This window comes from Actinomadura violacea, assembly GCF_017573465.1.
Classification (GTDB): Bacteria; Actinomycetota; Actinomycetes; order Streptosporangiales; family Streptosporangiaceae; genus Spirillospora; species Spirillospora violacea.
In genome coordinates, this window is the sequence record NZ_JAGEPF010000007.1 from 1 (window position 1) to 21,793 (window position 21,793).

Annotated in this window: 20 protein-coding genes and 3 pseudogenes; 11 read left to right on the plus strand and 12 right to left on the minus strand. The window is 68.4% G+C overall.

Going from position 1 to position 21,793, the window contains the following annotated elements; genetic code table 11:
* Window positions 1-418 (plus strand): annotated as a pseudogene (locus tag J4709_RS11490) (MBL fold metallo-hydrolase); the annotation flags it as partial.
* Complete coding sequence (locus tag J4709_RS11495; RefSeq protein ID WP_208240006.1) at window positions 415-1,998, plus strand: FAD-dependent monooxygenase; 1,584 nt, start codon at window positions 415-417, stop codon at window positions 1,996-1,998. The pseudogene J4709_RS11490 and the gene J4709_RS11495, both read left to right, overlap by 4 nt.
* Before the next feature lie 49 nt (window positions 1,999-2,047).
* Here J4709_RS11495 and J4709_RS11500 read toward each other — a convergent pair whose 3' ends face one another.
* From J4709_RS11500 to J4709_RS56125, 3 genes are all read right to left on the minus strand, one after another.
* Window positions 2,048-2,518 (minus strand): hypothetical protein, encoded by a 471-nt coding sequence (locus tag J4709_RS11500; protein ID WP_208240007.1) that lies wholly within the window; start codon window positions 2,516-2,518, stop codon window positions 2,048-2,050.
* Between the two features lie 107 nt (window positions 2,519-2,625).
* Window positions 2,626-3,189 (minus strand): hypothetical protein, encoded by a 564-nt coding sequence (locus J4709_RS11505; protein ID WP_208240009.1) that lies wholly within the window; start codon window positions 3,187-3,189, stop codon window positions 2,626-2,628.
* A 462-nt stretch (window positions 3,190-3,651) separates the two neighbouring features.
* The gene (locus J4709_RS56125) at window positions 3,652-3,813 is read right to left on the minus strand and encodes a hypothetical protein (protein WP_372442063.1); all 162 of its coding nucleotides are present in this window, start codon (window positions 3,811-3,813) and stop codon (window positions 3,652-3,654) included.
* 321 nt (window positions 3,814-4,134) lie between these two features.
* Here J4709_RS56125 and J4709_RS11515 point away from each other — a divergent pair, with 321 nt between their 5' ends.
* Entirely contained in the window at window positions 4,135-5,193 is a 1,059-nt protein-coding gene (locus J4709_RS11515; RefSeq protein WP_208240011.1) for a hypothetical protein, read from the plus strand.
* Between the two features lie 559 nt (window positions 5,194-5,752).
* Here J4709_RS11515 and J4709_RS11520 read toward each other — a convergent pair.
* Entirely contained in the window at window positions 5,753-7,879 is a 2,127-nt protein-coding gene (locus J4709_RS11520; RefSeq protein WP_208240012.1) for an NAD(P)/FAD-dependent oxidoreductase, read from the minus strand.
* A 797-nt stretch (window positions 7,880-8,676) separates the two neighbouring features.
* On the opposite strand from J4709_RS11520, the gene J4709_RS11525 reads away from it, so the two are divergent.
* Complete coding sequence (locus J4709_RS11525; protein ID WP_208240014.1) at window positions 8,677-9,033, plus strand: hypothetical protein; 357 nt, start codon at window positions 8,677-8,679, stop codon at window positions 9,031-9,033.
* A gap of 150 nt (window positions 9,034-9,183) precedes the next feature.
* Here the strand turns inward: J4709_RS11525 and J4709_RS11530 are convergent, their stop codons facing one another.
* Together J4709_RS11530 and J4709_RS11535 are read right to left on the minus strand one after the other, a co-directional pair.
* Window positions 9,184-9,720, minus strand: coding sequence for a hypothetical protein (locus tag J4709_RS11530; protein ID WP_208240016.1), 537 nt, complete (start codon window positions 9,718-9,720; stop codon window positions 9,184-9,186).
* A gap of 812 nt (window positions 9,721-10,532) precedes the next feature.
* Window positions 10,533-10,982, minus strand: coding sequence for a ribosomal maturation YjgA family protein (locus J4709_RS11535; protein WP_208240018.1), 450 nt, complete (start codon window positions 10,980-10,982; stop codon window positions 10,533-10,535).
* Window positions 10,983-11,144: 162 nt separating this feature from the next.
* On the opposite strand from J4709_RS11535, the pseudogene J4709_RS56130 reads away from it, so the two are divergent.
* Window positions 11,145-11,258 (plus strand): annotated as a pseudogene (locus J4709_RS56130) (transposase); the annotation flags it as partial.
* Window positions 11,259-11,282: 24 nt separating this feature from the next.
* On the opposite strand, the gene J4709_RS53170 reads toward J4709_RS56130, so the two are convergent.
* Window positions 11,283-12,350 carry a hypothetical protein gene (locus tag J4709_RS53170; RefSeq protein WP_232383361.1) on the minus strand — a complete coding sequence of 356 codons (1,068 nt, stop codon included), beginning with the start codon at window positions 12,348-12,350 and terminating at the stop codon, window positions 11,283-11,285.
* Between the two features lie 460 nt (window positions 12,351-12,810).
* Here J4709_RS53170 and J4709_RS11545 point away from each other — a divergent pair, with 460 nt between their 5' ends.
* On the plus strand, window positions 12,811-13,992 hold the full coding sequence (locus J4709_RS11545; RefSeq protein WP_208240021.1) for a serine hydrolase domain-containing protein: 1,182 nt from the start codon (window positions 12,811-12,813) through the stop codon (window positions 13,990-13,992).
* A gap of 693 nt (window positions 13,993-14,685) precedes the next feature.
* Entirely contained in the window at window positions 14,686-15,057 is a 372-nt protein-coding gene (locus J4709_RS11550) for an OsmC family protein (RefSeq protein ID WP_208240022.1), read from the plus strand.
* Between the two features lie 146 nt (window positions 15,058-15,203).
* Here the strand turns inward: J4709_RS11550 and J4709_RS11555 are convergent, their stop codons facing one another.
* Window positions 15,204-16,253, minus strand: coding sequence for an AraC family transcriptional regulator (locus J4709_RS11555; RefSeq protein ID WP_232383362.1), 1,050 nt, complete (start codon window positions 16,251-16,253; stop codon window positions 15,204-15,206).
* Window positions 16,254-16,326: 73 nt separating this feature from the next.
* Between J4709_RS11555 and J4709_RS11560 the strand changes: the two genes are divergently transcribed.
* Entirely contained in the window at window positions 16,327-17,328 is a 1,002-nt protein-coding gene (locus J4709_RS11560) for an SDR family NAD(P)-dependent oxidoreductase (RefSeq protein ID WP_208240025.1), read from the plus strand.
* Window positions 17,329-17,531: 203 nt separating this feature from the next.
* Here the strand turns inward: J4709_RS11560 and J4709_RS11565 are convergent, their stop codons facing one another.
* A complete protein-coding gene (locus tag J4709_RS11565) occupies window positions 17,532-17,738 on the minus strand; it encodes a hypothetical protein (RefSeq protein WP_208240026.1) in 207 nt (68 codons plus the stop codon).
* A 187-nt stretch (window positions 17,739-17,925) separates the two neighbouring features.
* Between J4709_RS11565 and J4709_RS11570 the strand changes: the two genes are divergently transcribed.
* The gene (locus tag J4709_RS11570) at window positions 17,926-18,444 is read left to right on the plus strand and encodes a hypothetical protein (RefSeq protein WP_208240027.1); all 519 of its coding nucleotides are present in this window, start codon (window positions 17,926-17,928) and stop codon (window positions 18,442-18,444) included.
* Between the two features lie 217 nt (window positions 18,445-18,661).
* On the opposite strand, the gene J4709_RS11575 is transcribed toward J4709_RS11570, so the two are convergent.
* From J4709_RS11575 to J4709_RS11585, 3 genes are read right to left on the minus strand one after another with little or no spacing between them, the layout of a single operon-like run.
* A complete protein-coding gene (locus J4709_RS11575; RefSeq protein WP_208240028.1) occupies window positions 18,662-19,183 on the minus strand; it encodes a Dabb family protein in 522 nt (173 codons plus the stop codon).
* Complete coding sequence (locus tag J4709_RS11580; RefSeq protein WP_208240029.1) at window positions 19,168-19,482, minus strand: hypothetical protein; 315 nt, start codon at window positions 19,480-19,482, stop codon at window positions 19,168-19,170. Before J4709_RS11580 ends, J4709_RS11575 begins: the two co-directional genes overlap by 16 nt.
* A complete protein-coding gene (locus J4709_RS11585; protein ID WP_208240030.1) occupies window positions 19,479-20,384 on the minus strand; it encodes an LLM class F420-dependent oxidoreductase in 906 nt (301 codons plus the stop codon). Before J4709_RS11585 ends, J4709_RS11580 begins: the two co-directional genes overlap by 4 nt.
* A 401-nt stretch (window positions 20,385-20,785) precedes the next feature.
* Here J4709_RS11585 and J4709_RS11590 point away from each other — a divergent pair, with 401 nt between their 5' ends.
* Together J4709_RS11590 and J4709_RS11595 are read left to right on the plus strand one after the other, a co-directional pair.
* Entirely contained in the window at window positions 20,786-21,124 is a 339-nt protein-coding gene (locus tag J4709_RS11590) for a cation transporting ATPase C-terminal domain-containing protein (protein WP_208240031.1), read from the plus strand.
* A 159-nt stretch (window positions 21,125-21,283) separates the two neighbouring features.
* A pseudogene (locus tag J4709_RS11595) lies at window positions 21,284-21,781 on the plus strand (DUF1877 family protein); the annotation flags it as partial.
* Between the last annotated feature and the right edge of the window lie 12 nt (window positions 21,782-21,793).

Genomic DNA, 21,793 nt, shown 5'->3' on the forward strand with positions numbered 1-21,793 from the left:
CGCCGGTGATCTGGTGGAGGCGCAGGCGGCCCTTTACACCGGGGATGCGTTCCATCGGGATTGGGCGTCGGGGACGTTGGACCGGGTGGCGGCGCTGGGCGCCGAGGCGCTGGTGGGCGGACGCGGCTCGGTCGCGGTGGGCCGGGACGCGGTGGACGCGGCGATCGACCAGACCCGCCACTTCCTGCAGGTGATGATCGGTGAGGTGACGGCCGTCCAGGGCCGCGGCGGGACGCTCAAGGAGGCGTTCGAGGCGGTGCACGGGGAGCTGGAGCCGCGTTATGGGCGGTGGCCGATCTTCGAGCACTGTCTGCCGTTCGATGTGTCGCGGCTGTGGGACGAGCTGTCGGGCATCGAGCGGCCCGTCATCTGGACCGCCGAACGCGACCGGGCCGTCTGGGACGAGCTGCAGGCATGACGATGGGCAGGAACGAGACGGATCCGGTCGTCATCGTCGGCGCCGGGCCGGTCGGGCTGGTAACGGCACTGCTGCTGGCCCGCTTCGAGATCCCCACGATCGTGCTGGAGGCCGCCGCACGGCGGGACCCGACAGGGTCCAAGGCGATCTGCTTCCAGCGAGACGTCCTCGACGTGTTCGACCGGGTCGGCTGCGCCGAGAAGATGATCGAACGCGGCGTCACCTGGACGACCGGCCGCACCTATTACCGCGGCACCGAGCTGTTCGCCGTCACGTTCCCCGGCTCGGGACGCAGCACCGTGCCCCCGTGGATCAACATCTCCCAAGCGGAGGTGGAACGGTACCTCCTCGACCTCGCCGACGCGGAACCGCTCATCGACATCAGATACGGGCACCCGGTCATCGGCCTCCACCAGGACGAGACCGGCGTCGAGGCCGATGCGGCCACCGCCGGCGCCAGGGTCGTCGTCCGCGGCACACATCTCGTCGGCGCGGACGGCTCGAAGAGCACGATCCGGCAGCTCATGGGCGTCGGATTCCCCGGCCGCTCGTTCAGCGACCAGTTCCTCATCTGCGACATCCGCGCCGACCTGCCGTTCCCCAACGAGCGCCGCTTCTACTTCGACCCCGAATGGAACCCCGGCCGCCAGGTCCTCGTGCACCAGTGCCCTGACCGCACCTGGCGGATCGACTGGCAGGTGCCCGCGGACTACGACCTCGAAGCCGAACGGGGATCCGGCGCGCTCGACACCCGCATCCGGAAGATCACCGGGGACGTCCCGTACGAGGTCGTCTGGGCGTCCGCCTACCGGTTCCACCAGCGGCGGGCCGAGACCTTCGCCCGCGGCCGGGTGTTCCTGGCGGGGGATGCAGCGCACCTGTACGCGCCGTTCGGCGCGCGCGGGCTGAACTCCGGCGTTCAGGACGCCGAGAACCTCGCCTGGAAGATCGCGTTCGTCCGCCGGGGCCGGGCACCGGAGGAACTACTCGCGAGCTACGACACCGAACGCCGCGCCGCATCCGGGGAGAACCTGGTGGTCACTACCCGCACCATGGAGTTCCTCGTCCCGCACACCGCCGAGGAGAAGGCCCGTCGGCTGGCCGCGCTCGAAGCCGCAGTCACCGACCCCGCCGCGCGCACCCGCATCGACTCGGGCAAGCTCGCCGAACCGTACTGGTACCTCGACTCGCCGCTCACCACCCCGACGGGGCCCGTCGGCGACTTCCCGCGCATCGCGGGAGCCGCCCGCCCGCCGTTGCCCGGCGTGCTGTGTCCTGACGCTCCTTGCACCGTCGGCGGCCGCGAGACCCGGCTGCGCCGGCTGTTCGGAACCGATCTCATCGCGCTGACGCGGACCGAGAAGCGGTGCGCCGAGATCGCCGAGCAGGTGCACGGCCTGCCCGTCCGTTCCTACGCGCTCGACGCCATCGACACCACCGGCGTCGTGGGGACCGCGCTGGACGCCGGGCCCGACACCGTCCACCTCGTCCGGCCCGACGGCCACCTCGCCGCCGTCCTTCCGGACTTCGACCCGGAAGCCCTGGCCGGCGCCGTCCGCCGGGCCATGGGCCACCGCTGACAAGCGAGAGCGGTCGGGCCATCGCAGGCCCGGCCGCTCTACTCCTGGATCAGGACTTCTGAACGGTCAGCTTGAAGACGTTCGGGTAGACGACCTGCTGCACCGTGAGGCAGCCCCGGGCGCCGGTGAGCGCCAGGTGCTGGGCCTCGTAGCGCTCCAGCCCGCTCTCGTTGATCTCACCGACGGAGACGGACCTGCCCTCCGGCGTGGTGAGGGTGTCGGTGCAGAAACCGTAGTAGTCGTTGCCCACCTTCCTGGTCGTGGTGCACTCGGTGTGCACCGAGCCGACCGTCGCGCCGCCCTGGGTGTAGGCGAGCGAACCGGTCGAGATGAGCTTGCTTCCCGCGCCGCGCGGGTCGCAGGTCGGGTTGTCCGGGCCGGGGGTGCAGGCGGGGATGAACTGGGTGTCCCCGTCCGCGACGGTCTCGTAGTAGACGTTGGTGGTCGCGGCGGCGGCCGGGGACACCGCGACGCCGACGCCGGCGAGCGCCATCGCGAACGTGATGAGCACCTTGCGCATTCGTCCTCCTGGGGGGAGAGAGTCGGTGATCGCTGCGCAGCCGCCTCATCGTCGACCGGCCCGGCCGCCGGGCAAAGGAACGCGGTCCGCCCAACGGGACGCGCAGGTCAGCGACGCCAGGCGCCCGTCCAGCAGGTGCCGCCGTACCCCGGCCAGGACCGGTCGAGGACGACCAGCCCGCGCCGGGCCGCCCACCGGATCACCGGACCGCTCGTCAGCCGCACGCGATGCCCGCCGGCCACCACGGCCCACGCCAGCGTCGCGCCGCCGTTCGGGTCGGGACGCGTCAGCACGCGCCCGCCGGCGCCGGGAGCGGCGAGCACCTGGACGCCGAAGCAGTCCGACGGAGCCGTCGGGCGGTCGAGCACCGTGTCGTGCACCGGTACGACGATCGGCGCGGGCGCGGGCGGCGAGGGGATCACCGCGCCGGGGTCGAGCGGATGGGCGGGGTCCATCGGCGCGACCAGGAACACGTCGGCGTCGGGCCGCGCGCCGCTCGGGCCGGACGACGCCGCGTCCGGCGTGTCGACGTACAGGGTGATGAGGTGACCGGCGACCCACGCCGTCTCCACCTCGTCGGGCACCGGCGGCTCACCCGCCGTCGCCGTCGCCGTGCCGCCGAGCAGGAACGCCCCGGCGGCCGTGCTGACCAGAAGAACGCGATGCTTCATCGACGCCTCCAATGCGGAGAAGGAATGAAGCCACAAACTTCGGTCTGCTCTGAGCGTGCCCGCAACAGATGTGTTTCGCTCACCGATTCAGCGCGACGGCTGAAGCCGAATGACCGGCCAAACCAGCGCCGAGCATCAGCGGATGAGGCGTCGCCAACAGATGATGGCTGCGGCGACGGTCACGAAGGCCTCGTGAATGTCGTCGAGGCTGCTCCCAGCGGACGTGTAAGCGGCGAAACCAGTGCAGCAGGCGCTCGACGACGTAGCGGTGGACACCCAAGCCAGACCCGTGCGGGGCGCCGCGGCGAGCGATGACCAGCTAGATTCCCTTGCCTCAGACCAGACGGCGGTATTTGTCGCGGTCGGCCAGCAGTCGCCGGGGCGTCTCCGACCCGGCCGCGGATGGGCGGCACCCTATTCAGCAGAGCCAACAGCGCGTGACATCGTTGCGGTTGCCGCCGGTCATCGCCAGGGCGAGCGCGGGCCATGCCCGTCGGTCAGCACATGGTGCTTAAAGCCGGCTAGCGGCATGCAGTTTTCCAGCAGACGACGGTGCAGCCGATCCCACACCCCGGCCTGATGCCACTCGGCAAGGCGGGCCAGCACGTTATGCTCGAACCGCACTCCAGTTCCTGAGCGGGGAACCCCCACGGGATCCCCGCAGCGCAGCAAAACAAGATCCTGCACAGCACCTGCGGTTGTCCAACCGCTTACGGCCCGGGTGGCACTCGCGGCGCTCGACCTTCGGCAGCAGCGGCTCGATCAGTTCCCACAGGCTGTCGGCCACGCTCCATGGAAGCGATCTGAAGGCCCGGATCTCCGAGGCCAAGCAGCAGGGGTGGCTCGGTAGGCCGAAGATCTGCGCACAACCCTCGCCGGCGCGGCCGCCGGCACCCCCGTGTTCGGACCGCGAGATGTGTCCGGATCGGGCGGTAGCTTTCCGGCATGATCAAATCGCCCTCCTTCGAACTGCTCGACGGTCTGCTCGGCCGCCGCACCGACGACCCGCGCCTGATCGAGCTGCACCGCAACTACCCCTTGAAACCCCTTCCCGCGTTCACCGACCGAGAGGACATCTCTCCGACCGGCTCGGACGCGCACGGGTTCGCGCTCACCTACCAGGCGACCGCGCGCGTGCCCGGCTGCTATCCCTCGATCAGGGTGCGGGGGCGCGGCCCGCTGCTCGGCTACCTCACCAAGGTGTGGATCAGGGAGAACTACCCCTTGCCGATGGGGGACGGCCTCAGCACGGTGCTGCCCGAGCCCGAGGTGCGCGCACGAGCACTGCACAGCAGCGTCCAGGAGTACGGAAACATCGTCCATGTCCTGCGCCGCGACGAGCGCAGCACCCTGGAGGCGCGCTATCACGACGACGGCCGATTCATCTGGTTTCTCCTGACGCTCAACGAGCGGGACGAGGACGATCCTGAACTGCTGAAGTCAGCGGATGCGGTCCTGGCCGCCGCGCCGGCGCGGGAGTACCCGTCCTGGCCGGAACCCGGCGTCGACGAGCCCTTCCCCGCTGCCCTGCGTGCACTGCACGACCACCAGGCCGTGCACGGATTCGGCGAGATCAACTTCGAGATGCGCGACCACTTCACCTTCGGCGGGCCGCACGCGTGGACCGGCAACCCCGCGGCCGAACGAGAGTTCCGGGTGTTCGGCCAGGACGCCAGTGGCGGCCTGGCGGCCTTCTGGTTGGTCCACCAGGGACGCCCTGTCGAGGAGCAGCCCGTGGTCTTCCTTGAGAGCGAGGGCGCCATGGGACCCGTCGCACCGAACCTGCGCGACCTGCTCTACCTGCTCGCGGACGGCATCGGGCCCTACGAGGCCATCACCTTCGGAGCCTCCTACTGGGACGCCGACCCGCAACCCCAGATCGCCCGCATCGCCGAAGACCACTTCGGAACCCGCCAGGCGCGCACACCTCAAGAGATCATCGACGACGCCGACAGCGAGTACTCCGACCTCATGGACCGCGTCGACGCGCTCAGCATGCACTGACGGCACTGCCACCCACCCCGCCCGGTCACGCCGACACATCCCTTACGGGGCCGCTGTCGACCGGTGTGGCACGCCACGTACGCACCGTTCTGTACAGCAGATCGAGCCCTCGCAGTTCGTGTTGCACGCGGTCAGGGCGGCCGGCAGTACAGGAGGGCGGCTAGCGAAAGAGCCAGGCGCGCCCGCGTCACCAGCGACTCGGCCATGGTCACCGCCAACGGTGGACCGGCAACTATGAAGAAGGGACAGGGAGTCATAGTCCATGGCACGAGCACGCGCGTCACTCTGGAGACCAGACCGACAAGAACCAGGTGACCCCGAAAATCGAAAGTTGACACCCTCAGGCGGCGATGCCCGGAAATTCCAGGCCCAGCAACATGGATCAAATCGTCCACCTGAACATTTTCGGCGGGTGCAGGCCCCGAGTAGCACCACCTACCCCGCTGGCGGCAACCCGATCGGCACCAGCATCCTGTGCAATCACCGCGACGAACATCGCCGGCGAGCAGCCGTAACACACACCCCCGAGACGGGCTTCGGGGGCCGGCATCGACCGCGATCAAATCGCGGTGGCCACCTTCCACGCCGAGTGCATCGCGCCCTCGATGTAGTTGACCTCGTCGGCGTCGCCGACGAGGTGGACCTCGATACCGCTCTGGGCCAGTTCGTCGGCGAGCGGCGCCGCCGCCGAGACGCCCGACGCGACGACGACCATGCGCGCCGGCGCGGAGTGCGACTTGCCCTCGACAGTGAACTCGACGGTCTTGCGGGTGATGCGCTCGACGGTCGCGTTGCGGTGGATCTTCACGCCCAGCTCCTTAGCGTGCTTGACGGCGGTCCAGCGGCGGGGCATCGCCATCGGCACACCGAGTTGCCGGCCTTCCTCGACCAGGGTCACGCGGCTGCCGCGCTCGGCGAGGAACTCCGCGAGTTCGAGACCGACGAGCGATCCGCCGATGACGACGACGTACCTGCTCATCGGCAGGAACTTGAGGAACCTGCGGCTCAGGTCGCGAATCCTGGAAGGGCTCTTGGTGATACCGGCGAGACCACCGAGCCTGCCGGCGACCCGCAGGAACAGCGACTGGTCCGAGACGTCACCGGTGCCGGTCATCAGGCCGCGCAGGCTGTCACCGGTATGCACATGGGGCAGGTCGCCGCCCGGCACGCTCGGACGTCCGCGCACAGCACCTGTGGCGACGACGACGGCGTCCGGCGCGAGGGCCCTGATCGTCGCGGCGGTGGCCTCGGTCTTCAGCCGGACGTCGACACCGGCCCGCCGCACCTCCTGGCTGAGCCACTTCAGCAGGCGCTCATTGTCCGGAGTGGTCAGCGTCGAGAACCACAGCGTTCCGCCGAGACGATCGGTCTTGTCCAGCAGGGTGACGCGGTGGCCGCGTTCGGTGGCGACACGGGCGGTCTCCATGCCGCCCGGTCCGGCACCGACGACGACGATGTGCTTGGGGGCCGAAGTGCGCGGGAACGGCAGCAGCGTCTCGTTGCCCAACGCGGGGTTGACCGCGCACAGCGGGGTGGCGTCCCAGAAGTTCTCCTGCACGCACACATAGCAGTTGATGCACGGCCGGATCTGCTCGCTGAAGCCGGCCTTCAGCTTGTTGACCAGGCCGGGGTCGGCCAGCAGCTGGCGGCCCATGGCGACGAAATCGGTGTGGCCCTCGGCGATCATCTGCTCGCCGACGTCGGGCAGCATGCGCCCCACGGTGATGACCGGAATCGACACCGCGCGCTTCACGACCGCGGCGTTGGCGGTGTAGAAGCCGACCGTGTTGGGCAGCGGGCCATCGGTGAAGTTCGCGAATGCGTTCAGCGCGGTGCCGGTGACGTGGATGGCATCGGCGCCCGCCTGCTCGAACAGGGCGGCGGCACTGGCGGCCTCGTCGGGTGTCAGCCCCTCGGACTCGCCGTACTCCTGGCCTGAAAGACGCACGATGACGGCGAGGCCGTCACCGACCTCTTCCTTGACCGCGCGGATCACCTCGCACGACAGCCGCGCCCGGTTCTCGAGCGACCCGCCGTACTCGTCGGTGCGCTGGTTCGAGTAGCGGCTCAAAAAGCCGCCGAGCACGTAGTTGTGGGCGCAGTGGATCTCGACGGCGTCGCCACCGGCGGCCTTCACACGGTCCGCCGCCTCCGCGAACATCCGGACCAGCCACGCGAGGTCCTCGTGGGTGGCCTCATGGTGGGCGGCCTTCTTGCCCTCCTGGATCGCGGCCATCTTCCCGAGCTCCTCGGGAGTGCAGTCGATCATCGCGCTCATGTCGCCGGGCGGCTTCGGGACGGACGGCACCAGCTGCGGCCGTCCGTCGAGGGTGTCGATCCGGGCGACCTTGCCGTGGTGCACCATCTGCACGCACAGCTTGCTGCCGGCCTCGTGGACCGCGTCGGCCAGCGCCTTGAGGCCGGGGATGAACCGATCCTCGGAAAGGCCCGGCTCCTTGCGGCTGGTGCAGCCCGCCGGGTAGGCGACGGCGCAGCAGCCCGTGATGATCATCCCGGTGCCGCCCTTGGCGCGGGCCGCGAAGTGGTCTATATCGGCCTGGTGGATCTCGCCGTCCTCGCAGAGGTTCATGTCCATCGCGGGGAGGACCACTCGGTTGGCCAGCGCGAGGGGCCCGATCTTGCCGGGCGAGAGGAGGGCAGGGAACGTTTGCTGTCGGATCACCACCAGCGGGACGATATTTCACAACACCGATTGCTTCCGGCGCCTTCTCGCTCAGCGAGACGTACCCGGGGGCAAGGTCCGAGTGTGCCGCGACGAGACGATGAGCCACGTTGGTACGCCACGGCCGCCAAGCGGTGATCCGCCGGATCTTCAATGACAGGGTCCACCGCCAGAGCGCGCAGCCTGCAGCCGCGGACGGTCTGTGGACGCACCTTGCGCAGGCATTGTCGGCTTCGACGACACGACGGGAAGGCGGCCCAGCGGGCTGTCGACCGGCATGGCCTCGCACCTGTCGCTACGGCCGGACTCGGGTGGGCGCCGGTACCGTCCGGGGCCGAGTCGGGCCCCGGTGCAGCTGGCTTGCGCGGGCCACGTGAAGAGTTACCGCCGCGTTGAGTACGGCGGCTAGCAGGGGGACGACGATCTGTGCGGCGAGTGCTGTCATGGAGCCGCTTGTCGAGCTAGTCGATGAGCAGGACGCGCGGCACCTTGTACGGCAGCAGGGATGTGCCGAGCGGGCCGAGGTGGATGTGGTGGCCGATCGGAGCCGACCGCGTGCGGCTGCGGCCGACGGCCGCTCCTGGAGTACGGCCGGAATGCGCCGGAAAGGGATTGTCGCGCAGGTCAAGAGGGTGGAGCGGAGGCCGCCGCGCTGCCGGGTGTACTGCCAGCGCAGCGGCTCGTGCGGATCGCGGCGGCAGATGAAGCCGCCGAACCGGTCCAGTCCGTTCGCCAATCGTCGCTACGATCTTGTCTTGCGGTCTTGACGGCTCTTCCGAATCACCCACCGGAGATTGCCCATGCCACAGGTAACGATCTTTAACCTGAAAGAATCCGATCCGCTGCCCGACATCGCGGAGGCTGTCAGACGCGCTCTGACGAGCATGCCGGAACTTCAGGTAAACGATCACGAAATCGACCTTGTCCCTGTCATGGCTCCGGACTCCTTCGACGCCGTGACGACCAGGATCAACGTTGATCTGTGGGAGCACGAAGCACGGACCAAAGAAGCGCTGCAGGAGCTGGCGACTCGGGTCGCTAGGGCCTTCCAGACCGTAACCGGGACAAACCGAAAGGTGAAGGCGGTCATCCGACCGTACGACGTGGGACGCAGCGGCTGGGTGTCATTGGGAGCTGATCAGCGCGCCTGCGAGTGATCGAGGCCACCACGTCGGCGACGTCCACGGCCTCACCCCGCCCGGCGCGCAGGGTTGTCGCGCGTGGACAACAGCGGGCGGGCGCTACCCAGATCGGCCACTGAATCGGGACGGCGCCGCGCGGCGACCATCTGGTGGAAACGCCTGTCCTCAGTCGATCATGAACCAGTTGCCATGCCGGTACGACAGCGTCACACCGCCCAGGTCGTGCTCGGTGAACCTCGCGCTGGAGACCACGGCGCGCGTCGGGATGTCCACGTCTCCATTGGCCCGCCTCGTCACCCTCGTCTTGTTGATGGTGGCGCTCCGCAATGCACTCAACTGCGAGTCGGAGAACATGCTCCGCATGATGGCGAAGGTAGTCCGGCATTTCCCGAATCCTTCGGCTTCGGCCTTCTTTGCTGCCGGCCCAGCAATGACGCACACGGTCTTCAGGTCGCCTCGGCTCAGCGCGTGCAGCACGGTCACATAACGCGCGATCGCGGCCTCGGTGGTTTTGGGCACCGCGGTCGAAGAGGGCGACGGAGGCGGCGGGCTGGGCGCCGACGGCGTGGAACTTGCGACCGGCAGGCCGGCTTTCGGGTCGGACGTGGTGTCGGTCTTCCCCCCGTCCTGGCACGCAGACGCTGCGAGGAGGGCAGTTAGGGTCAGCACGCTGGCGCCGAGACGTATGGCGGGTTTGCTCACAACAATCCTTAGCGGCCGGTTTTCGGGCAGACCAAAGGTAGCCGGATTTGCGCGCTGGTATCTAGCTTCCCTCGATTCTTCTGACCTCGCCTGAGGGGGAACAGGCGGGCGACAGTTGTGCTGCTCACGCAGCATCCTGCCGGGCTGTCGCGCCCGCCGGTCTCGACGAACCCAAGGTGAAGTTCCTGGGTGCGATGACGTCACAAGAGCCGGGGGCAACTCGGCACGGCTCGAGGCGATCGTGTGGCGGGACGTGGCCTCCACCGAGGGGTCGGGGTGCTGTTCAGGCATGGTGTCGTTCGTGCCAGAGGGCGTGTAGCGCGAGGCCGCGTCCGGTGGCCTCGATGCTGGCGCCGACCGGCTGCCCCGCCGTCGGGAAGATGCATTGCGGTCGTCAGGCCCAGCATGAGGCAGATCGTCGCGGCGATCACGTGTTGGGGGACGAAGACGCCTGGGCCGTTTCCTTCCGGCTGGCGTGGGTGGCGGTCGCGAGCGGCGTGGTTCCCCGTGGCGTCCTTCCAGGCTGAGGGGCTGGTGACAACACGGTCGCGTCGGCCGGTGTACGGGTTCGAGACGGTTCAGCGATAACCGCTGATTCGAAGGTATGGCCAGGCCGGGGCTATGGATGTAGGTGTGGAACCGAGTGTTTGCGAACGGCCGGACGGTGTGGATAATTGCCATCAACCCGGCTCGGATCCGGACCAGCCAGGACCTTGCCGAGCAGTTGGCTGTGCTGTCCGCTCGGTATCCGCAAGGGGTGCAGTGCTTGGCCGCGGACGCCGGGTTGGGAACGGGGACGGTCCGGGACCTGATTAAGGGTCGTACAGCGATCCCTCGGGTCGGCACGTTGAAGAACTTCGTGGCGAGTCGGTTCGGGAACGTGTGCGGGCCCGGAGGAACCAATGCGCGGCGATCAATGGGATGGCGCCGACGGGGTACCAGGCAACATCAATGAGGTCGAACCGGGCGCCCAGGAGCTGCCGCGCGAACCAGCTGCGTTGGGAGAGTGCCGCAGGTATGGGGGTGAGCTGGGCGAACTCGATGAACCAGCAGTATGCGATCGTGGCACTGCCAGCGGACAGTGGTGAAATCGGCGGCCATATGCAGATCACTATCGTGTAGACGATGGCCGCGGACAAGGCGGCGCCTGAATACTGTTCGATAGGCCCGTCCATCGCGGCACGGATTGCGTAGGCCGCGCCTGCAAAGCCGGCTGCTGAGACCACCATGAGGAGCCGAATCCAGCGCACTGCGAGCGACATGACGCAATAGTAGGTGATAGTGCAGTTGAAAGTGTCCCACGTGGGTTGCGGATAATGCGGGATCGTGTCGTCAGATCTTGCGTTGCGTCTGGTGCCGGATGAGTTGTGGGAGCTTCCCGAGCCGCTGATACCGGCGTTCCGAGCGCGGAGGCAAGGGCGGCGGTGAGTGATCGGGCGGTGTTCACCGCGGTCGTGTACGTGCTGACCAGCGGATGCACCTGGCGGCAGTTGTCCGGCGAGTTCGGTGTCACCCGGTGGACGGCGCATCGCCGGTTCGCTGCCTGGACCGGAGTCATCGGTTCACTTGGCTGCGATCTGGAGAATGGAGTCGGCTCCTTCCCGTCCGCCGGCGTTCCCCGCCATGACCAGGCTGCCCGGCCGGGATGCGGCTATGTTCCAGGGCAGGTCGCAGGGCAGATTCATGGCGTCCACCGGGTGCGAGGGCATCCGGCATCCACTTCTGTTCCCGTTGAGGTGGCGTGCGACGACCATTGCCGTTCCCGCGTGGACGTGGACGACGTAGTTCGCGCGGTCGTCGCCGGTGAGGATGTACAGCCCGTCCGCGCCATCGCCCGCCATCGTGTAGGCGGGCATCGAGGTGAGGACGCCTGCGATCCCCGCGGACCGTGCCGGAGCGGCGAGTCGTCCTACGGTGCCGTCCGCTCGGATCGTCATCACATCGCTGATGCGGGGTGAGGGCGCAGCCGGCCTGTTCTTCGGTGCGTCGTAGTAGGCGGTGAGATACACCGTCCCCTTGGCGTCCATGGCTGTTTCGACCAGCCGCGGATTCGTGGCGGCCCGGTACGGTCGGCGGAGTTGGTAGAGACGGGTGAGCCGTTCTTTCGCGAGTGCCCAGACGACGTCGCCGTCCCCGATGACCAGCGAGCCGTCCGGCCGTACGCCGAGCGGAAGCGGGACGCCGCGAAAATGGTGGGCGGCCGCGTTCGCGGTCCGGGGAACGGCCCGAGTCGGCGTGCGGGACCTGCCCGTCGCACCGGCCAGAACCGAGACTTTGACGGTCCCCTCCTGGTCGACGGTGACCTTCTTCAGGACGGTGCCGCTTCCGAAGGCGAGCGAACCGTCAGGGAGGACCGCCAAGCCGCCATAGGTCTGCCCCACCTGGTCCTCGTAGAGGACGGTCTGTACCCTACGGTCGGGCGTCACCCGCACCAAGTACTGGTCCAGCCCGTACACGCTGCCGTCGCGTCCGGCGGCAATGGTCCCGGTGAAGTCGCCGAAGGCCCGTTCCGCCAGTGAACCCTGCCCGGGATTCAGGAGCACGGCCGCCTGCCCGGGTGCGGGCGGCTTCCATCTGCCGCCGCCCTGGTGACAGCCGGACGTTCCGATCAGAACCGCGACGAGGACCATCACCATCCGCCTGCGCACTGCACAAGTCTGTCACTTCGAACATCTAAGGAGGCAATGCCTGCGCGGAATTCTCATCGGCTGTGAACATGCTGCCTTCCTTGCGCGGGCGTTGCTCTCCGCGACTGCGGAACCGCGAAGAGCGTGGATCTGTCCGGGGGATCAGGGCCGTTAGTACGATGACGGAGCAGGGGCGGTCTGGGATTAGGCGAAGGACGTGTGCTGGGTCCCGCTCGTCGCGGTCGGCCTCGCCGAATCCCTCTGGACGATCGACCAGGACATCCCATCCGCGGCGTTCGAGGAAGCCCCGCTGCCGCCCCTTGACCGCAAGCCCCGTAAATCGGCAACAGCCGCCGCTGAGCGGGGGAGGGGGGCCTGCCCGCGCTGGTGGGGATAACCCCCGGAGCGATCTTGGAGCGTGCCTGATCGCGGGCCCTTAGAGGTCGGAAATAGCGTTTCAGACATGACTTTGACTCTGCGCGGGCGCCTGGCTGTGGCGTTCGGTGTCGCTGCGCTGCTCGCCTGTGATGTGGTCCCGGCCGCTGCCCGGCTTGGCGGTCCCTCCGCTGCGGAGCGGTTGCGGCAGGACGCCGAGGCGATCCGCGCTCTCGGGGTCAGCGGGGTGCAGGCCCGCATGGTCGGTCCTGACGGTCGGCAGTGGGTCGCCACCAGCGGTACCGCCGACCTGGACACCGGCCGCCTGGTCTCGTCCAACGGCTACTTCCGCATGGCCAGCACGTACAAGACGCTGGTGGCCACGGTGGTTCTCCAACTGGAGGCCGAGGGCAGGCTGTCGCTGGACGACACCGTCGGCCACTGGCTGCCCGGAGTCGTGCACGGCAACGGCAACGACGGCAGCCGGACCACTCTTCGCCATCTGCTCCAGCACACCAGCGGGATCCGCGACGACCTGCCCGGGTACACCACGCCGGAGGAGTACTACCAGCAGCGCCACGACATCTACAGCCCCGAGCAGCTGATCGAACGCGCCATGGCCCACAAGCCGGACTTCCCGCCCGGCAAGGGCTGGGCGTACTCGAACACCGGCTACATCCTGCTCGATATGATCATCCAGAAGGTCACCGGCCGGCCCGCCCACCGGGAGATCGAAGATCGGATCCTGCGCCCGCTCGGCCTCCACCAAACCCGGTGGGGTGGCACCTCACCTACCCTGCCCTGGCCGCATGCCCGGGCCTATCAGCTGTTCGGTCCGGGTACCCCGGTGGACGTCACCGAACAGATACCGGTGGACTACCAGAACCTTTCGTGGGTCACGACCACGCGGGACCAGAATCGCTTCTTCCGCGCGCTGCTCGCGGGCCGGGTGCTGCCGGCGCGGCAGCTGGCCGAGATGAAGCGGACCGTCCCCGTGAGCGCGGAGGTCCAGCAGCTGTGGCCCGGCGGCCGCTACGGCCTCGGCCTGGTTGAACGCCCCCTGACCTGCGGAGGCACCTACTGGAGTCACGAGGGTGGGGACGGAGGGTACATCACCCTCAACGGCGTCACAGAGGACGGCAGGCGCAGCGCCGTGGTCTCCATGTCCGAGGCGCGCGGCGACACCTTCGAGCACATCAAGGAGCAGGAGGAAGCGGCCAGCGTCCTGATCGACCACGCACTGTGCGCCGGAGTCCCCGGCACCCCATGAAGTGAGACGCCGCCACGCCGGCCTCAGACGCCGTGCCGACGCTCACCACTTGGCTCGCGGCCGGCACCCGGTAGCTCGCCTGGCCCCAGATCGTGGTCAGCGGTCAGATGTGCAGAACCATCGGCGCAACCGCGTGCGGGAAATCGCACGGTGCGGATTGGACGGGGAAAAAGCCCTCCCGGGCTGCCGCGCCCTTGACTTGTCAATGACCCAGGCTCTGCGGCGGGCCGTTGCTGGCGGTGCACCCGGGCCCCCGGACGCGGAAACCGCTTCGTCGAGCCCGAGCACTGGCGCGGGCTGCCCGACGGACACACCCGCGTCACCACCCACCGGTCACGCCCCAGCCGACCCGGGCGACCAGATGGCGGCCCGACGACGGCGCCACCAGCGGCCATGAGCATTGGCAGCGTGACACCGTGCCCGCTAGCGCGCTCGGCCAGCCGTCTCTTCTCGTCGGTCGTGAGTCGACGGTAACGCCAGCACCCGGACCTGCCTCCACTGTCTCCGGATTGGCTGCCAACGGCAGCGGCGGACGGGGGCAACTCGGACAGGCGGTCGGTCCGCCTCGTGGGCCTCCGCCCGCAGGGCATCCTGCCGAGTGAAGGCACGTTTCGCATTTTGAGACGTTCTTTCTCGTTATGTGGATCAGCGTTACGATCCTGCGAGTCGGTCTCCGGTGGAGGAGGTGGGGTCATGGTCGAGGCTGCGGCGCTTCCGCTTCCGTGGCAAGTCGGGTTTCAGGCGGGTGGCAACGAGAGCATCGCCGACACGCTCAAGGCCGGCATCGGCGGTTCGACGGGCATGCGACCGCACGAATTGCTGGAGGCCTCCCTTGCCACGTGCATGACCATCTCGGCGCGGATGGCGCTGGCCGACCTCGGCATAACCGAGGCGGAAGTAGGTGTACGAGTGCACCTGGAACGCGAGGAGTCGGAGACCCGGTTCTGCTACGAACTCCTTCTCGCTCCGGAGCTTGAGGCCCACCGGCCCATGCTCGTAGAGCGCATCACGGGCTCGCCTGTGCGCTCCACACTGAGCAAGTCGTTGGTCTTCGAAGCGCTCTGACTGCGCCCGGTCCAAGTGACGTTGCCGTTGGCGATGACTTCGCAGAGTCGTTCGGCGTAGCGGCAAAATCAGGTATCTTGCCCGGCTCTTCTCGGGCTTTGAAGCTCGCTGCCGCGCTCAGCTCACCTCGCCGGCAGCAGTGGCATTCACATTTTTGCGGACGATGGGGCTGGCGGTAGAACCGGCTCAAGGCGGGATGGTGGTTCGTGCAGGCGCTGTGGTGGGCAAGGGGCGGTTGGCTGATGCTGTACCTGTATCGGCTTGGCTTGTGTCGGGGGTTGAGCGCGTGCCTGATGGCGGTAGTGCAGGGGTGAGGCTCCCACCTCCCGTTTGAACGCGGTGCTGAAGGCGCTCTCGGAGGCGTAACCGAGCTCGGCGGCCAGCGATCCGATGCGGACGTCGCCGTCTCGCAGAGCACGCTGCGCCAGCAGCATTCGCCACTGGTTGAGATAGGTAAGCGGCGGTTGGCCTGCCACGGTCCGGAAGCGTTCAGCGAAGGATGTCCGTGACATCGCCGCGGCGTGTGCCAGTTCCTGCAGGCGCCAGGGCTTCCCGGGCTCGGTGTGCATGAGGTGCACGGCCGGACGCAACCGTTCGTCGGTCAGGAGCCGTAGCCATCCCGGAGGCAGTTCGGCCTGGTGGACGTAGGTGCGCAACACATCGAGCAGCAGGAGTTGGCCGTGCTGCCGGATCGCGAACCCCGCACCGATCCGGTGCCCGGTCACTTCGTTGAAAAGCCGGTCGAGACCGCCGCGCAGGTCGGCCGCCGCGGCAGGGGAGGCGGAGGCTTGGACGTGCCCCATAGCCGGAAGCGCCTCTTGTAGCAGTGCCCGGCCGATCGGGTTGAGATCGACGGCGATGCCGATGACGACGTCGTCGCTGTTGGGATCGGCGCCGGAGAGCCGGGCGAAGTTCTCTTGCGGCCGGATCTCCTGGCGCGGCCCGTCGCCGTCGCCGCCCTGCTGTTCGAGCCATGTCCGGCCGTTCAGGATGGCGACGTCGCCCGGCTCCAGTTCGATCGGCCCGGCCACGCCGTCGGCGGTCAGCCGGGCGCGTCCGTACACCATCGCGATGAGCTTCAGCGGGTCCTGGATGGGAGCGCGCGCCAGCCAAGGGCCCCGTGCCGCGAAGCCGCCAGAGACCAGGCCGCGGATCTCGACGAGATCGAACACCTCAGAAAGCTGATCACCGACCATGGCCGTACTTTTGCGCATGAAATGCGCACGGTCAATTATTCCGAGTACGGCCCGGCGGCGGGAGGGTGGTGGCATGACGCACAAGCAGCATCCTCTCGGGTCCGGCTTCACCGCGGCCTCGACCGCCGATGAGGTTCTCGCCGGCATCGATCTTTCCGGCAAGAACGCCGTCGTCACCGGCGGCCACGTCGGGCTCGGTCTGGAGGCCACACGCGCGCTGGTCAAGGCGGGCGCCTCGGTCACCGTCGCCTCGCGCGACCCCGGACGTGCGGCGGCGGCGCTGGGGGAGACCCAAGGCATTGAGATCGGCCGGCTCGACCTGGTGGACCCGTCCTCGATCGACGCCTTCGTAGGTCGCTACCTCGGCTCCGGCCGTCCGCTCCACATCCTGCTGAACAACGCCGGCGTCATGGCTCCCGCCGAGCTGACCCTGGACGCGCGCGGCTACGAGATACAGTTCGCGACCAACCATCTGGGCCACTTCCAGCTGACTTCGGGCCTGCTACCCGCACTGCGCGCGGCGGGTGGTGCCCGCGTGGTCAACACGACGTCCGGTGCGACCCGTATCTCCGGCATCCGATGGGACGATCCGCACTTCGCCACCGGCTATGACGGCCACCTCGCCTACGCCCAGTCCAAGACCGCCAACGTGCTCTTCGCCGTCGAGCTGGACCGCCGGTGGTCCCACGACGGGATCCGCGGCTACGCAGCGCACCCGGGCATCATCGTCGGCACGAACCTGGGCGGCTCGATGCCCGCGGACCAGGTGCGGGCCATGAACCTGGCGATGGGCCTGGTCGACGAGTCCGGCCGGCCGATCATCGACCCCGAGAGCGGGAAGAAGACGCCCCAGCAGGGTGCCGCCACCATCGTGTTCGGGGCCACCAGTCCGCTGCTCGCCGACACTGGCGGCGTCTACCTCAAGGACAACGACATCTCGCCACTGGACGACGCCGCCGATCCCACCGCCCAAGGCGCCGACCTGATCCGCTCCCAGAACGTCGTCCCGCACTCGATCGACCCCCAGTCCGCCCAGCGCCTATGGACGATGACCGAGCAGCTCATCAAAACGTGACCCCTTACCCAGGGTCCTGATGAACCCCAGCAGCCAACCGCAGCCGCCGCAATTCCTGTCCAATCTTCCGCAACTGCTCACCCCGGTCGTTGCGGTGGCCGCAACAAGTACTACAAGTTCACCGTCATCGACGACTGCACGCGGCTGCGGCTGCTGCGCATCTACCCGACCTTCAACCAGAAGACCTCGGTCTAGTTCCTGGACTACGTGCTGTCGAGGCTGCCGTTTGAGGTCGAGGTGATCCAGACCGACAACGGGGCGGCGTCCAGTCGGAGTTCCACTGGCACGTGCTGGACAAGGGCATTGCCCACACCTACATCAAGCTGCGAACACCGTGGCTGAACGGCAAGGTCGAGCAGGTCGGGGCCGTACTGGGCGATCAGGGGCGGGCCGAGCTCGACCCAGGTCATGCGCCGCAGTGCTCGACCTCGCCGCCGTCCCCGACGGCATCTGGGGAGTCGGCGCCCAAGGGGCCCGGCGGGCTTCAACGGCTGACCCCACCAAGGCAGTGCGGGCGTTCGCGGTGGCCGCCAGCTCCAGGCCGCACGGGCTGCAGCCGGGTTCGGCGGTCCTCCGCTCGCCGCTACACTCCCCGCCATGAGCGGGCCGCGAAAGTCCTGGTGGCGGCGGGCGACCGCCGCCAAGGCGCCGATGTCCGGGCCCCAGAAGGCTTTGGCCTGGATGGGCCTCATCATCGCAATGTTGGCGTTCGGGGCGATGGGGCTCGGTGGGGCGATTGGTGGAGCGGTCGCCTGGCAGCGCATCCCGAACGAGACGGCCACAGCGGCGGGGGTCGTGACCCAGGCCGGACACTGCGGCGGCAAGAGCAGCACAGACGGAAGAGCCACTTTCTCCGTTGCAGGCAGTACGTACACCGCCCGTGTCGCCTGCGATGCGCGGATCGGGATCCATGTTCAGGTCAAATACGATCCCGCCGATCCGGCTCACAACAACGACAGCCATGGTCGAGCCACTGTTCTGTTCGTGATGGCGGCCATCGGCTTCGTTGCCCTAATGGGCTCGATAGCGGCCGCCGTTGGGGTGCACCGGACGCCAACGCAGCGGCCCAGCCCTCGCAGGAATGCTCCCGGCAGACCACTGCATCGCTCGCCGTAGCCCCGTTTAACCTGCCGGACGTGCGATTCGGGGCTTCTCTGGGCTGCGGGGGCCGGGGTGCGGGTCAACTGTCTCTGGTCGTCTCTGGCCCGGCGGTCGTCAGGTCGTCGGCAGTTGCTGGCCGGACAGAGGACGGGGACGTCGCGGGCGGGTGACGGGCGGGCGGAACACGAGGTGTTGTGCCGGGTATGGTCGGCCCGGCCGGAGGTGAAGTGCGTCAGGGAGTGGCGAGCACGGGGCCGGGGGCGGCGCGGTAGAGGTGGGCCAGGCGAGGAGAGACGATCGCCGTCGGTAGTTCGGGGTCGAACCAGCGGTCGACGTAGGTCCAGTGGTACGGGTGGAGCAGGTACGGCCCGTTGAGGCCGTCTGCGTTGGCGAATTCTTGCTCCCACGCGTGGGTCCAGTGGCCGGTTGCACGGCTCAGCGCCCAGGAGCCGATGGCGGGGATGTGGCGGGGCATCGCCATGAGGTCGGCCTCGAACGAGGCGATCGTGTCTGGTGGGGCATCGGGCCGCACGGTGAGCAACAGTGTTCGTTTGATGCGCCGGCCGGGTAGCTCGACATGCGCGGAGGCGATCTGCGACAACGCGACGGCCTCGGCCCCGGGGACATCGGGGGCGGTGTCGGAGACCAGATCGAAGCTCGCGCCGCGGCCGCCGACGCTGCCCGGCAGGTCGGGACCGCCGTCTGCGCCGGGCACCGTGGTGTCTGCGTGGGCAAGGATCACCCAGCGGGGCATGTGACCTCCTCCAGCAGGCGCCTGTCGCGGCCGTAGGCCAAGGCGTCGGTGGCGTCCCAGAAGGCTTTCACCGACGGATCAGCCGCCGCGGCGGTACGCATCGCGTAGAAGTCGTAGGGGGTGGGCAAGGACCAGAGCAGGTAGAGGGTGACCTGCTCTGGGCCGGTGTAGCAGCGCCATGTCCGCTCGAGCCGCATTCCGCGCTCCTGCGCGCCCGGCAGGTACTCGCCGCGCCAGCGGTGCAGCCAGTTCTCGACCGCCGGCTCGGGCAGGACGACGGTGTCGAGCACGCTGGTCATAGCTTGTCCAGCACGGTGTCGCGGTAACGGTCGATCTGGTCGCGCAGGGCGTCCAGTCCGCGCGGACCCAGGAGACTCTCCGGATGGGTCCTTGAAAGGCGGGGCGCGAGCACGATGCGGGTGGCGCCCGCATCGACGTACCGGCGGACGAAGGCCGGATCCCACTCACGCTCGGGATCGCAACTGCCAGGCCAGGCGGTGATCTCGACGGTGCGGCCGTCGGCGCTGGCACGCAGCAGATCGGCTCGTTCGGTGAACTCCGCGGGCGCGATCGTGTACGGAAACCAGCCGTCGGCGACGCGACCCGCCCGCCGGACGGCCGGTTCGCTGTTGCCGCCCAGCACGATGGGGACCTTTCCGGACGCGGGCCGGGGCAGGCAATGCACGCGATCGAACGCGACGAACTCGCCCTGATAGGAGGCAGGGGCCTGCGACCACAGCGCCCGCATCGCGGCGATGCACTCGTCGAGACGGGCACCGCGCCGCTGGTAGGGCACGCCGACCGCGGCGTACTCCTCCTTCTGCCATCCGATGCCCAAGCCGAGCATCAGCCGCCCGTCGGACAGCAGATCGATCGTCGCGGCGCGCTTGGCCAGCACGACCGGGCTGTGCAGCGGCGCGACCACCATGGCGGTCCCGAACCGCAGAACGCCGGACCCGCCGGCCATGTAGGCGATGGTGTCCAGGGGGTCGGGCATCGGAACGCCCTGCGGCGGCCCGGGGATCCGGCCGCTCTCGGAATAGGGGTACAGCGGTTCGTACTCGGCGGCGACCACCACGTGCTCCACCGTCCACACCGACTCCACGCCGGACTCTTCGAGCGTGCCCGCGTAGTCCCGCAGGAACCCGCCCGAGGTGATCAGGCCGTCCGCGAACGGCGCCATCATGCCCAACTTGATCATGCGCACTCCCGCCCAGAAGGTGACCTTGCGGTGACGGCCATCACAGCCGTCCGCTCCCAGGCGGTGACAGAGCGCTTCCCGGTCACCGGGAGGGCGAGCAGGCCCAGCCCGGAGACACCGAGCAATGCCGGGCCGGGGTGCGCATGTGTGGCGGCGCCAGCGATGCCGGACGGATCGAGCAGGCCATTGACGTCGCGCGGCGAACAAGCCGGAATCGCAGAGGAGACCCTCGCGACCCGCAAATGCAAGACGAAATCCGGCGGCGCAGGGAGCTGCAAGGCCGACGGGGAGCGCTACCAGAACGCCGACCATGAACTGTAGGGGGACCCAAACCGCCCTCGTCGAGGGGGCGAGCCCGGACGTCACCGAGCGGCTGGCCGACCGCGATCATCGACGTCGCCATGGGACGGCCCGGCACCGACGTCGCCCGCGAGGCGTCGACCATGGTGCTGACCGACGACGACTTCGCCACGATCGTGACGGCGATCGAGTCCGGGCGCCGCGTCTACGACAACGTCCGCAAGTTCATCCAGTACATCTTCGTCCACGCTGCCCCCGAGCTCGTGCCGTTCCTGGTGTTCGCGCTCAGCGGCGGCCTGATCCCGCTGCCGATCCTCGCGATCGACCTCGGCACCGAGACGCTGCCAGCCCTGGTGCTCGACCGCGGGCAGACCGAGCCGGGCATCATGAGCCGCCCGCCCCGGCCGTCCTCCCGAGGGTCATCTCCCGGGAGATACTGATTCGCGCCTGGGGCTACCTCGGCCTGGGCTCCATCGCGCAGGTGAAGTCGGTCTTCTTCTACGCGCGCTGGCGTGCGCCGGTTGGCGGCCGCCCCAAGCAGAGCGGCCCTACAATAACCAGATGAGAATCCACGCCGAGTATGTGCGCGCTTCACCCCACAGGAGTTGGACCGCGTACTAGCCGACCCTGAATGGGGAAGGACGTTCGCCGAGGAACTTCGTGATGCTGAGGGAATAGACCGCTACACCTCCATGTCACAAAGCACGGACCGCTGCTTCGACACCGCCATGTGGGACGCGCTGCAGATCCTGATAGGTCGTGCACTGCCGAAACTCGACACGTGCCCGATCTTGGGAGGCACGCCGTTCGGGGAGAGATGGCGCTACGACAAGCCGCGTTTCCTCACCCTAGAGCAGGTATGCGCGCTGGCCGAGCAATTGGCCGCGCTTCCGTTCGACCGGCTCGTGGACGCCTATGACGCACGCGCCCTTGCGGAGGCCTGCAACGGCCCATGGGGACGGGATAACCTGTTCTGTCTCAAAGATACCTATGGGGCGTTTTCTCTTAGCTACTTTCCGGGGGCGGCAGCCTCAGGGCAAGCCATGGTCCTCTATCGTGCGGAGAATTCGAGGCCCCAAAACCCGCAACCGATGTGATCCTCGCTCCGG

Bases quoted from the DNA above. Each gene is read 5' to 3' on its own strand.
- J4709_RS11495 (WP_208240006.1), top strand. From the start codon at position 415: ATGACGATGGGCAGGAACGAGACGGATCCGGTCGTCATCGTCGGCGCC.
- J4709_RS11500 (WP_208240007.1), bottom strand. From the start codon at position 2,518: ATGCGCAAGGTGCTCATCACGTTCGCGATGGCGCTCGCCGGCGTCGGC.
- J4709_RS11505 (WP_208240009.1), bottom strand. From the start codon at position 3,189: ATGAAGCATCGCGTTCTTCTGGTCAGCACGGCCGCCGGGGCGTTCCTG.
- J4709_RS11515 (WP_208240011.1), top strand. From the start codon at position 4,135: ATGATCAAATCGCCCTCCTTCGAACTGCTCGACGGTCTGCTCGGCCGC.
- J4709_RS11525 (WP_208240014.1), top strand. From the start codon at position 8,677: ATGCCACAGGTAACGATCTTTAACCTGAAAGAATCCGATCCGCTGCCC.
- J4709_RS11535 (WP_208240018.1), bottom strand. From the start codon at position 10,982: ATGTCGCTCGCAGTGCGCTGGATTCGGCTCCTCATGGTGGTCTCAGCA.
- J4709_RS53170 (WP_232383361.1), bottom strand. From the start codon at position 12,350: ATGGTCCTCGTCGCGGTTCTGATCGGAACGTCCGGCTGTCACCAGGGC.
- J4709_RS11545 (WP_208240021.1), top strand. From the start codon at position 12,811: ATGACTTTGACTCTGCGCGGGCGCCTGGCTGTGGCGTTCGGTGTCGCT.
- J4709_RS11550 (WP_208240022.1), top strand. From the start codon at position 14,686: ATGGTCGAGGCTGCGGCGCTTCCGCTTCCGTGGCAAGTCGGGTTTCAG.
- J4709_RS11555 (WP_232383362.1), bottom strand. From the start codon at position 16,253: ATGGTCGGTGATCAGCTTTCTGAGGTGTTCGATCTCGTCGAGATCCGC.
- J4709_RS11560 (WP_208240025.1), top strand. From the start codon at position 16,327: ATGACGCACAAGCAGCATCCTCTCGGGTCCGGCTTCACCGCGGCCTCG.
- J4709_RS11565 (WP_208240026.1), bottom strand. From the start codon at position 17,738: ATGACCTGGGTCGAGCTCGGCCCGCCCCTGATCGCCCAGTACGGCCCC.
- J4709_RS11570 (WP_208240027.1), top strand. From the start codon at position 17,926: ATGAGCGGGCCGCGAAAGTCCTGGTGGCGGCGGGCGACCGCCGCCAAG.
- J4709_RS11575 (WP_208240028.1), bottom strand. From the start codon at position 19,183: ATGCCCCGCTGGGTGATCCTTGCCCACGCAGACACCACGGTGCCCGGC.
- J4709_RS11580 (WP_208240029.1), bottom strand. From the start codon at position 19,482: ATGACCAGCGTGCTCGACACCGTCGTCCTGCCCGAGCCGGCGGTCGAG.
- J4709_RS11585 (WP_208240030.1), bottom strand. From the start codon at position 20,384: ATGATCAAGTTGGGCATGATGGCGCCGTTCGCGGACGGCCTGATCACC.
- J4709_RS11590 (WP_208240031.1), top strand. From the start codon at position 20,786: ATGGGACGGCCCGGCACCGACGTCGCCCGCGAGGCGTCGACCATGGTG.